Source organism: Streptomyces sp. NPDC001480 (assembly GCF_042894725.1).
GTDB lineage: Bacteria > Actinomycetota > Actinomycetes > Streptomycetales > Streptomycetaceae > Streptomyces.
On sequence record NZ_JBIAVX010000024.1, the window covers coordinates 93539 to 104274 of the forward strand.

Genomic DNA, 10736 nt, shown 5'->3' on the forward strand with positions numbered 1-10736 from the left:
CGTCCCCAGGGGCTCCGCCCCTTCGACCCCGTTGGGGGCTGCCGCCCCCAGACCCCCGCTTCGGCCTGAACGGCCTCGTCCTCAAGCGCCGGACGGGCTGATAAACGGGACCCGCGCCTCCCAGCTGACCCGCACGGGTGGTGGGTGGGCATAGGCCGGGGGTCTGGGGCGGAGCCCCCAGTGGGGCCGCCGGCGCGAACCTCGGCCTCGACACCCCGCTCAAGCCCCCGGCAGGGTCCGGCGGCCTCGGGTCTCCGGGCCTCCGAAGCTGGCAGGGGGGCCGGTGTCGGGGTACGGGGTTCCGTGGGCGCGGACGTCGCGTTCGGCCAGGTCGCGGGCGTCGCGGGCGAGCCGGTCGGCCTGGGCGTAACCGGGGACACCGACGGACAGGAGCCGGGTGGCCTCGGCCAGCAGCGTGCGGGGCTCGGCACTCACGGCCTCCCGATGCGTGCCGACGAAGTCCTCCGCGGCGTCGACGGCACCGCGGGCGACCAGCAGCGCCCCCGCCGTGACCGCCCCGGCCCGGCCGACCCCCAGCGGCTCGACGGCCCGGGCGATGTGCCGAAGGGCGCCCAGGGGGTCGTACGGCCCCCCGGTCAGCTGCTCCCGTACGGTTGCCATCACACCGTCGGCCCGGGCGATCCGCGCCCGGAGTTCCCCGGCGGGCACCTCGGTCGCCTCGGCCCGCCGCGCCGCCGCGATCTCCGCCTCCGCACCGGTCAGCGCCGCCGGCACCAGCCCCGCAGCCTCCCGCACCCCGGCCGCGAGCCGCTCCACCCCGGTGATCAGGACCCCGGCCTGGGCGATGGCCCCCTCGGCGGCCCGGAGATGTCGCGCCGCACGCTCCAGGTCGTCCCTGTCGGCCGCCTGACGGCACGCGTTGAGGTGACCGGTGGCGAACACCAGCCGGTCCTTGGCCTGTTCGACGTACCCGGTGACCGGCTCCACCGCCGACGCGGTGAACCGCTCGCCCAGCTCGTCCAGCGTCGCGGCCACCCCGCCCGTCCGCCCCGCCAGTTCCCGGAACCGCCCCTCCGCGACCTCCAGGGCCGCGTCCACCCCCCGCTCCAGCGCCCGCAGCCCGTCGAACGCGGGCGCCTCGGCGTCCAGCCGCCGCCCGGCCTCCGCGCACCGCCCCACCACCCCCACCAGCGCCTGCCGCCGGGCCACCTCGTCCTCCGGCACGCCCCGCTCGTACCGCCGGTGTATCGCGAACGCGGCCGCCAGCTCCGTCTCCGCCGCCCGCACCGCCCGCGCGAACGGCTCCACCGCCTCCGCCCCGAACAGGGCCTCGGCGAAACCGAGTTCCTCACGGCTGGTGCGGACGCTGTCGTCCGCGACGACCAGCGCGGCCCGTGCCTGCCGCTCGAAGTCGGCCACCGTGGGCGCCGGCGGCCGGACGGACACCACCCCGGGCGTCGTACGGCTCCGGGCCCGCCGGGTGCGCCGCACGTACCCGTACCCGGCCAGCACCCCCACCGCGCCCACCACCACGAGCGGCAGCACGAGGTCGGCGGGGGACGTCTCGTCCCGCTCCGCCACGGCGGCACCCGCGACCGGCCCGGCGCGGGCCACGGGAACCGGATCTTGGGCGCTGATCGTCATCCCCGGCGACACCAGCCACACGACCCCGGCCGCACCGCCCAGCACGGCGTGCGCCACCCGCACGGCTGTGCGCGACGTGGCGTGCCGCGACCGGCCCCGGATCAAGATTGGTGTCACATTTCGGAGCGTATGGGGAGGCAACGGGCGCCGCGACCGGGACGGGCGGCCGGCGGAACGGGACTACGGGGAGGACGGGGATGGACGAGGAACCGGAAAAGGAACGGACGCGACCCGCGCCCGCCGACGGCGCGCACCCCCCACCGGGGCCACCCGCACCCGACGACGAAAGCAGCACGCGTGGTGCGAGTGGGAACGAAAAGGCCGAAGGCGAAGCCGAGGCCGTAACCGCGGTCAGAACACGGCGGCGCCGCCGGCTCAAGCGAACCGCCCTCACCCTGACCCTCCTGCTCCTCCTCCCCCTCCTCACCGCCGAGATCGCCCTCCGCGCCAACTACACCGGCGACCCCGCCGACGGCACGTACACCCGCGGCAAGGACGCCATCTGGCTGGGCCACGCCTGGGTGGACGGCAGAAAGAAGGACCGGGACGTCAAAACCCTCGCCCGCCGCCTGCGAGGCACCGGTATCCGCGACCTGTACGTCCATTCCGGCCCCCTGGAACACGACGGCACCCTCCCCACATCGGACTACCCAAGGGCGGGTTGGCTGATAGCCGCCGTCCACCGGGAACTGCCCGGGGTCCGCGTGCAGGCCTGGCTGGGCGACGTACTGGCCGGCGAGTCCCCGGACGGCCTGCGGCTGGAGCGCGCGGCGACCCGCGCCGCCGTCGTCCGCTCCACCCGCGAGATCCTCGCCGCCGGATTCCAGGGCGCCCACTTCGACCTGGAACCGCTGCACTCCGGCGACCGCGACTACCTCGGCCTCCTCGACGACCTGCGCCGCGTCACCGGCGAGCACCACGCCCTGCTCTCCGTCGCCGCCCACCAGATCGACCCGCTGCCCGCCTTCCACTCCCTGTGGGGCACGCTCACCAACCACCCCAAGTGGTGGTCCCAGGCGTACTTCGGCCAGGTGGCCCGCCGCGTCGACCAGATCGCCGTGATGTCGTACGACACCATGCAGCCGGCGCAGAGCCTGTACGGCGGTTACGTCGCCCAGCAGACCTCCCTGGCCCTGGAGGTCACCCCGCCCAGCACCGACCTCCTCATGGGGCTGCCCTTCTACTACGAGAACCGCTTCGGCCACTGGGGCTGGGCCGAGACCGTACCGGCCGCCGTGCGGGGCGTCCGCCTGGGCCTGTCCCGCACCGACGCGGACCGTGCCCGGTTCGGGGTCGCCCTGTACGTGGACTTCGCGGCGTCGGAGGAGGACTGGGCGGCGTACCGGGAAGGCTGGGTCGGCTGAGGTCGGGGTTTCTTCGCAGGGTCGTCATGTGTGCTTCTCCTCGACGGGCGCGTCCGTTGGTTGTGCGGGCGCTGCGGGCCGCCTAGCGTCCACATCTCCCGTCCCTGTGAAGGTTCAACTGATGCGATCCGCACTGACCGGCAAGGCACTGACCAGTAAGGCCGTCCGCCGCGCCCTGCGACCGGTGGCCGACCTCATCGACCAGCGCATCGAGCGCCAGGTACGCAGAGCCGTCGAGGACATCTCCCCGGACGACCTGCGGAAGGAGATCAAGACGCTGCGCGACCGCCGGCGGCCCCTGGAACTGCTCTTCGACGCGACCGGGCGCGGCGTGTCACGGCTGCCGTCCACCGCGCACCTCGACCGCGCGATCGAGCAGCTCACCCAGGTCACCGGGGACAGGGACGGCGCCGAACGGAACGTCGCCCAGGCGTTTCGGCTGCTCGTCGCGATGGAGGCGCTGGGGGTCGGCCGGATCGCCGGTGGCACCATGAACATCGTCGGCAAGCTGTCCGCCGTACCGCTGCTCGAGCCACCGAACGACGACATCCTGGAGATCGGCACCCTGTACGGTATGTTCGGCGCGGCCCTGATCCGGATGATGGAACGGGCCGGCCGTGACCCGCGGCTGACGATCGTCGACCCGCTCGCCGGAACGCAGTTGCAGCCCGGCACCACCATGGCGGACGACGCGTCGGGCACCCCCGTGCGAGGAGCCGCGGTGCGCACCAACCTGGCACTGGCGGGCGCGGCCGGTGCCGCCACCCGGATCCAGCAGGGCTTCTCCGAGGACGCCGGGGTGCGCGCCCTGCTCTCCGACCGCTCCTACGGCGTGATCATCGTCGACGGCGACCACTCCGCCGCCGGTGTCGCGGCGGACCTGGAGTGGGCCGAGGAGATCGTCGCGCCCGGCGGCATCGTCGTCCTGGACGACTTCGGGCACCCCAAGTGGCCGGGCGTCCAGGAGGCCTTCGAGAAGCACATGACCACGGACACCAGGCTGCGGCTCCTCGGCCGGGTGGCGCACTCGGGTTATCTGCGGGCGGAGGCCTGAGGCCGCGACCCCCGTGGGACCATGACCGTCATGCACATGTACCTGGTGGTGGCGGCCGTCCTGGCCGTGCTGCTGCTGACGGCGGCCGGGGGCGCGGCCGTCGCGACGGGCTGGATGATGCCCGGGGCCCGGCGGCGGGTCCTGCGCCCGCGGCTGTGGGGACACGGGGCGCTGCTCGGCGCCGTCGGCATGGCCCTGTTCATGTTCCTCGGGCCCCTCGCCGAGGCGGGGCTGAGCCCGCTGCCGGTCATCGGCTGGCTCATGTTCATGGCCGGGCTCGGGCTCCAGATCCTGGCCCAGCGTCCCGGCCGCGGCGCTAAGAGGTCCGCCTCCTGATCTTCGACCCCAGCCACACCAGCGGGTCGTACTTGCGGTCGACGGCGCGTTCCTTCAGCGGGATCAGCGCGTTGTCCGTGATCCTGATGCCCTCGGGGCAGACCTCCGTGCAGCACTTGGTGATGTTGCAGTAGCCGAGTCCGTGCTCGTCCTGGGCCGTGCTCTTGCGGTCCAGGCCGGTCTCGGCCGCCGCGTCCAGGGGATGCATGTCCAGCTCGGCCACCCGCATCAGGAAGCGCGGACCGGCGAACGCCGTCTTGTTCTCCTCGTGGTCGCGGACGACATGGCAGGTGTCCTGGCACAGGAAGCACTCGATGCACTTGCGGAACTCCTGCGACCGGTCCACGTCCTCCTGCATCATGCGGTACTCGCCGGGGGCGAGACCGGCCGGCGGCACGAAGGCGGGGACCTCCCTGGCCTTCTGGTAGTTGAAGCCGACGTCCGTGACGAGGTCCCTGATCACCGGGAAGGCCCGCAGCGGGGTCACGGTGATCGTCTCCTCGCGGTCGAACACCGACATGCGCGTCATGCACATCAGCCGGGGCCGCCCGTTGATCTCCGCGGAGCACGAACCGCACTTGCCCGCCTTGCAGTTCCAGCGCACCGCCAGGTCCGGCGCCTGGGTGGCCTGGAGGCGGTGGATGATGTCGAGCACCACCTCGCCGTCGTTGACCTCGACCTCGAAGTCCTCCAGGCCGCCGCCCCCGGCGTCACCCCGCCACACCTTGAAGCGGGCCTCGTAGCTGCTCACTCGTACAGCTCCTCTTCGGCGAGGTACTTGACCAGCTCCTCCTTCTCGAAGAGGGCGAGCAGGTCGGGACGGATGGGATCGGTGGTCTCCTGGGAGAGCGTGATCTGGCCGCGGACCGGGTCCGTCGCCGCCAGTCCACCCGTGGGATCGGTGAGCCGGCACAACAGGTTGAGCCGCCGCCAGGCGCGGTCCATCGACGGATGGTCCTCACGAGTGTGCCCGCCGCGCGACTCGGTGCGCTCCAGGGCCGCCCGGGCCACGCACTCGCTGACCAGCAGCATGTTCCGAAGGTCCAGGGCGAGGTGCCAGCCGGGGTTGAACTGCCGGTGTCCCTCGACCCCGGCCCGCCGCGCCCGTACCCGCAGCTCCCCGAGCTTCTTCAGCGCCTGCTCCATCTCGCCCTCGCGGCGGATGATGCCGACCAGGTCGTTCATGGTCTGCTGGAGTTCCTGGTGGAGGGCGTACGGGTTCTCCGGCGGCCCGGCCGGTTCCCCGCCCTCCGCCTCGGCGGAGAACGGCCGCAGCGCCTCCGCCGCCGCCGCGTCGACCTGGGGGTCGTCCACCTGCGGCCGGGCCGTCGCGAGACCCGCCGCGTACTCGGCCGCGTGCCAGCCGGCCCGGCGTCCGAACACGAGCAGGTCGGAGAGCGAGTTGCCGCCGAGCCGGTTGGAGCCGTGCATGCCGCCCGCGACCTCACCGGCCGCGAACAGCCCCGGCACCCCGCGCGCCGCCGCCGTTTCGGAGTCGACCGCGATGCCGCCCATCACGTAGTGGCAGGTCGGCCCGACCTCCATCGCCTCGGCCGTGATGTCGACGTCGGCCAGCTCCTTGAACTGGTGGTACATGGACGGCAGCCGGCGCTTGATGACCTCCGCCGGCATCCGCGTCGACACGTCCAGGAACACCCCGCCGTGCGGGGAGCCTCGGCCCGCCTTCACCTCGGAGTTGATCGCCCGGGCGACCTCGTCGCGGGGGAGCAGCTCCGGGGGGCGCCGGTTGTTGTCCGGGTCCTCGTACCAGCGGTCGCCCTCGTCCTCGGACTCGGCGTACTTCTCCTTGAAGACGTCCGGGACGTAGTCGAACATGAACCGCTTGCCCTCGGAGTTCCTGAGCACCCCGCCGTCGCCCCGCACGGACTCGGTGACCAGAATGCCCTTCACCGACGGCGGCCAGACCATGCCCGTCGGGTGGAACTGCACGAACTCCATGTTCAGCAGCGGCGCCCCGGCGAGCAGCGCCAGGGCGTGCCCGTCGCCGGTGTACTCCCACGAGTTCGACGTCACCTTGAAGGACTTGCCGATGCCGCCGGTGGCGATCACCACGGCGGGTGCCTCCAGGACGAAGAAACGCCCGGACTCCCGCTCGTAGCCGAAGACCCCGGACACCCGGTCGTCCTGCTTCAGGACCCGGGTGACCGTGCACTCCTGGAACACCCTCAGCCGGGACTCGTGGTCCCCGGTCTCGCGGTGGTCCTCCTGCTGGAGTGCGACGATCTTCTGCTGGAGCGTACGGATCAGCTCCAGGCCCGTACGGTCGCCGACGTGCGCGAGACGCGGGTACTCGTGGCCGCCGAAGTTGCGCTGCGAGATCCGGCCGTCCTTGGTCCGGTCGAACAGCGCGCCCCAGGTCTCCAGCTCCCACACCCGGTCCGGCGCCTCCTGGGCGTGCAGCTCGGCCATCCGCCACTGGTTGAGGAACTTGCCGCCGCGCATGGTGTCCCGGAAGTGGACCTGCCAGTTGTCGTGCTCGTTGACGTTGGCCATGGCCGCCGCGATGCCGCCCTCGGCCATCACCGTGTGCGCCTTGCCGAACAGCGACTTGCAGATCACCGCCGTACGGGCCCCCCGCTCACGCGCCTCGATGGCGGCCCGCAGCCCGGCGCCGCCCGCGCCGACCACGACGACGTCCCACTCCTGACGGTCGACCACGGACATCACAAAGCCCCACTCACTAGAAGAAGCGCGGATCGTCGAAGACGCCGGACGCGACCAGGTACACGTAGAAGTCGGCGAGCGCCACGCTCACCAGGGACGCCCAGGCCAGCTGCATGTGGCGGGCGTTGAGCCGCCCCGCGAACTGCCACATCCGGTAGCGCACGGGGTGTTTGGAGAAGTGCTTGAGCTTGCCGCCGACGATGTGCCGGCAGGAGTGGCAGGAGATCGTGTACGCCCAGATCAGCACGATGTTGGCCAGGAACACCAGGGTGCCGAGGCCCATGTGGCCCCAGCGGTAGTGCTCGTCGCGGAAGGACAGCACGGTGTCGTAGGTGAGCACCCCGGCGACCAGCAGCGCGGCGTAGAAGAAGTACCGGTGGACGTTCTGGAGGATCAGCGGGAAGCGGGTCTCGCCGGTGTACGTCCGGTGCGGCTCGGCCACCGCGCAGGCCGGCGGGGACGCCCAGAAGCTGCGGTAGTACGCCTTGCGGTAGTAGTAGCAGGTCAGCCGGAAGCCGAGCGGGAAGATCAGGATGATGATCGCGGGGGAGATCGCCCACCAGCTGCCGAAGAGGTCGGCGTTCGGGCCCCCGTGCATCGTCCGGCAGTTCTCCGCCAGACAGGGCGAGTAGAAGGGCGAGACGTACGGCGCCGCGTAGTAGTCCGCGTTCGCGAAGGCCCGCCAGGTCGAGTAGACGACGAACGCGAACAGACCGGCCGCGGTGACGGCAGGCGCCAGCCACCAGCGGTCGGTCCGCAGGTGCGGTGCGGCGATCGCGGCGCGCGTACGGTTGCGTACACCGCCGCTGTCGGGTCTGGGTTCCGTACCAGTGGCCAAGGCAGGACTCCGGTCGGGTGTCAGGGGGCGTGCCGGTCGCGGGCGCCGAGTCCCTCGTCGTCCGAGTCCGTCCACAGGCTCATGTCGTAGGGGGCGTCGGAGATGGTGACGAGGTCGGGCCGCTTGCCGGCGGCCGGGGCGGCGGCCGCGTCCCGCAGCAGCGCCACGCTCTCGCGCAGGTGGCCGGCGTCCGTCCGGACCCGGCGCATCTCCAGACCGCCGCTGCCGAGCTGCTTCTCCAGCCGTCCCAGCGACCGGTAGAGGTCGTCGAGGCAGTGCTGGACTGATGTCAATTCATCGTGCACGGACATGACTTGCCCTCACTTCCACGGGCCCTCGGGCCCTGGGCGGCAACGTTCATGCGCCTGCGAGTGTTGCGCGCCACACCTGCCCCTGTGAAGAGATGTGCATCGATTGGCCGGGGGCGTACGGGTGCATCTCGTGGTGTGTTGCGCCGCACGGGTGGGTTTGCCGTCCGTTGCCGCCGTGTCGCGCTCTGTTGCCGGATCCTTTCCCCTTCAGTGGATGAGATAGATCTGATCAGCTCCATATACCGCCAAAAGTGATCATAACGCCCGCGGCTTCCCCGGAGGTAGCAGAGATGTCCCACGACGGCGTCGGACTGCGCGCGGTCATGCGCTCGGTCGCCTTCCTCACCGCCGGCGCACTCGCGATGCCCCTTCTCGGCGGCTGCGGATCCGACGACGACACGAGCGCCCCGCTGGCCGCGCAGGACATCGCCTCCGCCACCCGGGCCCGGATCGCCGACGGCGGCACCCTCCGCTGGGCCGTGGACGACGTACCGGAGACGCTGAACACCTTCCAGGCCGACGCCGACGACGCCACCACCCGGGTCGCCCAGGCCGTCCTGCCGTCGATGTTCCGCCTCGACGCCACCGGCCGCCCGGTGCGCAACCCCGACTACCTGGAGGAGGCCAAGGTCATCGAGACCGAGCCCCGCCAGGTCGTCCTGTACCGGCTGAACCAGCAGGCCGTGTGGAGCGACGGCCGGGAGATCGGCGCCGCCGACTTCGCCGCCCAGTGGCGCGCCCTGTCCGGCAAGGACACCGCCTACTGGACCGCCCGCAACGCCGGCTACGACCGCATCGCCAAGGTCGAACGCGGCGCCAACGACCTGGAGGTCCGGGTCACCTTCAGCCGCCCCTACGCCGACTGGAAGTCGCTGTTCTCCCCGCTGTACCCGAAGGACGTCATGGGCACCCCCGACGCCTTCAACGACGGCGCCCGCCGCAAGCTCGACATCACCGCCGGCCCCTTCAAGGTCAAGAAGGTCGACACCGCGCAGAAGGACGTCGTCCTCTCCCGCAACCCCCGCTGGTGGGGCCACACCGCCAAGCTGTCCGAGATCGTGCTGCACGCCGTGCCCCGCGACAAGCGGGCCGCCGCGCTCGCCGACGGCACGGTGGACCTCGCCGAGGTCGACACCGGCGAGGCCCAGCGCATCAACCTCGCCACCCGCGAGAAGGGCGCCGGCACACCCCTCCAGGGGGCCGGGCGCACCGCCGCCAAGAAGCTCCGCGAGTCCCTCACCACCTATCTGCGCCGGCAGCAGCAGCTGCGCGGCTTCCAGGTCCGCAAGTCCCTCGAGCCCGCCTACACCCAGCTCGCCCTCAACGGCTCCGAGGGCCCCCTCGCCGACGAGCGGGTCCGCCGCGCCGTCGCCCACGCCCTGGACCGCACGGAGCTCGCCAAGGTCGTCCTCACCCCGCTCGGCCTGCCCGCCGTCCCGGTCGGCAGCCACCTCGCGCTGTCCGGGCAGCCCGACTACGCCGACAACAGCGGCGCCCTGGGCGGCCAGGACACCGCCGAGGCGCAGGCGCTGCTCGCGGACGCCGGGTGGGTGCTCGGCGGTCCGGTAAAGGAGCAGAAGAAGCCCGAGAAGGCGGCCGGCCCCGAGAAGGAGAAGGGGGACGAGTCGGAGGGCGGCGACGACGGCGCGTACATCGTCGGCGAGGACAACAAGGACGCCAGGGACCACCAGGACCACACGAAGACCGACGAGGGCGGCAAGCACCTCGCGAAGGACGGCCGGCAGCACACCGGCAAGCAGGGCGGTGCCCCCGGCGCGTACGCCCCCCGCGGCACCGCCGCCCCCGGGGGCGCCGCGACCGGGGCGCTCGCCAAGGACGGCAAGGCGCTCGTCCTGCGCTTCGTACTCCCCTCCGGCCCCGGCTCCGAGGCCCTGCGCGCGGTCGCCGACCGGATCACGAACATGCTCCAGAAGGTCGGCATCCGCACCGACATCACCAAGGTCCCGGACGACAGCTACTTCAAGGACCACATCGCCGCCGGCCAGTACGACCTCGCCCTGTACTCCTGGCCGTCCTCCGCCTTCCCCGCCACCGACGCCCGCCCGATCTACGCCAAGCCGGTCCCGGCCGCCGACGGCTCCCTGAACGTCGAGCAGAACTACACCCGCGTCGGCACCGACCAGATCGACCAGCTCTTCGACCAGGCCGCCACCACGCTGGACGAGGACGAGTCCCGGGACCTGATCCGCAAGGCGGACGCGCACATCTGGGCCGCCGCCGGCTCGATCCCGCTCTACCAGCGCCCCCAGCTCGTCGGCACCCGCGCCACCCTGGCGAACACGGGCGCCTTCGGCTTCCAGACCCCGGTCTACGAGGACATGGGCTTTTTGAAGAAGGGCGCGAAGGCCTCCGGCCCCAAGGCATCGCCAACGCCCTAGCTGCGGGCAGTCGTGCCTCCCCCAGTGCCTTAAGGGCAATGCCGTTGCATTAGTGGTCGTGCCACCTGTGGTTCAGGGTGACGATGACTGGGGGACGGCGGTGGCTGGCGGGTTCTCCGGGGGCCTTGCTGCCGTAGCCGGTGA

Annotated in this window: 9 protein-coding genes; 4 read left to right on the forward strand and 5 right to left on the reverse strand. The window is 72.1% G+C overall.

Features of this window, described 5'->3' with window-relative positions; genetic code table 11:
• Nucleotides 1-219: 219 nt before the first annotated feature.
• The gene (locus tag ACFY01_RS40595) at nucleotides 220-1722 is read right to left on the reverse strand and encodes a hypothetical protein (protein WP_390740807.1); all 1503 of its coding nucleotides are present in this window, start codon (nucleotides 1720-1722) and stop codon (nucleotides 220-222) included.
• 80 nt (nucleotides 1723-1802) lie between these two features.
• Here ACFY01_RS40595 and ACFY01_RS40600 point away from each other — a divergent pair, with 80 nt between their 5' ends.
• The 3 genes from ACFY01_RS40600 to ACFY01_RS40610 all read left to right on the forward strand — a co-directional run bounded on the left by ACFY01_RS40600 (nucleotide 1803) and on the right by ACFY01_RS40610 (nucleotide 4359).
• Nucleotides 1803-2969, forward strand: coding sequence for a hypothetical protein (locus ACFY01_RS40600; RefSeq protein ID WP_390740808.1), 1167 nt, complete (start codon nucleotides 1803-1805; stop codon nucleotides 2967-2969).
• Between the two features lie 121 nt (nucleotides 2970-3090).
• Nucleotides 3091-4023 (forward strand): class I SAM-dependent methyltransferase, encoded by a 933-nt coding sequence (locus ACFY01_RS40605; RefSeq protein WP_390740809.1) that lies wholly within the window; start codon nucleotides 3091-3093, stop codon nucleotides 4021-4023.
• Nucleotides 4024-4044: 21 nt separating this feature from the next.
• Complete coding sequence (locus ACFY01_RS40610; RefSeq protein ID WP_390740810.1) at nucleotides 4045-4359, forward strand: hypothetical protein; 315 nt, start codon at nucleotides 4045-4047, stop codon at nucleotides 4357-4359.
• Here the strand turns inward: ACFY01_RS40610 and ACFY01_RS40615 are convergent.
• From ACFY01_RS40615 to ACFY01_RS40630, 4 genes are read right to left on the reverse strand one after another with little or no spacing between them, the layout of a single operon-like run.
• Nucleotides 4340-5110 carry a succinate dehydrogenase/fumarate reductase iron-sulfur subunit gene (locus tag ACFY01_RS40615; RefSeq protein ID WP_390740811.1) on the reverse strand — a complete coding sequence of 257 codons (771 nt, stop codon included), beginning with the start codon at nucleotides 5108-5110 and terminating at the stop codon, nucleotides 4340-4342. The genes ACFY01_RS40610 and ACFY01_RS40615 overlap by 20 nt on opposite strands.
• A complete protein-coding gene (locus ACFY01_RS40620) occupies nucleotides 5107-7044 on the reverse strand; it encodes a fumarate reductase/succinate dehydrogenase flavoprotein subunit (protein ID WP_390740812.1) in 1938 nt (645 codons plus the stop codon). Before ACFY01_RS40620 ends, ACFY01_RS40615 begins: the two co-directional genes overlap by 4 nt.
• A gap of 16 nt (nucleotides 7045-7060) precedes the next feature.
• Nucleotides 7061-7882, reverse strand: a complete 822-nt coding sequence (locus ACFY01_RS40625; protein WP_390740813.1) for a hypothetical protein — start codon at nucleotides 7880-7882, stop codon at nucleotides 7061-7063.
• A 20-nt stretch (nucleotides 7883-7902) separates the two neighbouring features.
• A complete protein-coding gene (locus ACFY01_RS40630) occupies nucleotides 7903-8193 on the reverse strand; it encodes a hypothetical protein (RefSeq protein WP_390740814.1) in 291 nt (96 codons plus the stop codon).
• A 290-nt stretch (nucleotides 8194-8483) separates the two neighbouring features.
• Here ACFY01_RS40630 and ACFY01_RS40635 point away from each other — a divergent pair, with 290 nt between their 5' ends.
• Entirely contained in the window at nucleotides 8484-10592 is a 2109-nt protein-coding gene (locus tag ACFY01_RS40635) for an ABC transporter family substrate-binding protein (RefSeq protein WP_390740815.1), read from the forward strand.
• Nucleotides 10593-10736 lie beyond the last annotated feature (144 nt).

What these genes read in the sequence shown, in the direction of transcription:
- ACFY01_RS40600 (WP_390740808.1), top strand. Translation starts at nt 1,803, where the DNA reads ATGGACGAGGAACCGGAAAAGGAACGGACGCGACCCGCGCCCGCCGAC.
- ACFY01_RS40605 (WP_390740809.1), top strand. Translation starts at nt 3,091, where the DNA reads ATGCGATCCGCACTGACCGGCAAGGCACTGACCAGTAAGGCCGTCCGC.
- ACFY01_RS40610 (WP_390740810.1), top strand. Translation starts at nt 4,045, where the DNA reads ATGACCGTCATGCACATGTACCTGGTGGTGGCGGCCGTCCTGGCCGTG.
- ACFY01_RS40620 (WP_390740812.1), bottom strand. Translation starts at nt 7,044, where the DNA reads ATGTCCGTGGTCGACCGTCAGGAGTGGGACGTCGTCGTGGTCGGCGCG.
- ACFY01_RS40630 (WP_390740814.1), bottom strand. Translation starts at nt 8,193, where the DNA reads ATGTCCGTGCACGATGAATTGACATCAGTCCAGCACTGCCTCGACGAC.
- ACFY01_RS40635 (WP_390740815.1), top strand. Translation starts at nt 8,484, where the DNA reads ATGTCCCACGACGGCGTCGGACTGCGCGCGGTCATGCGCTCGGTCGCC.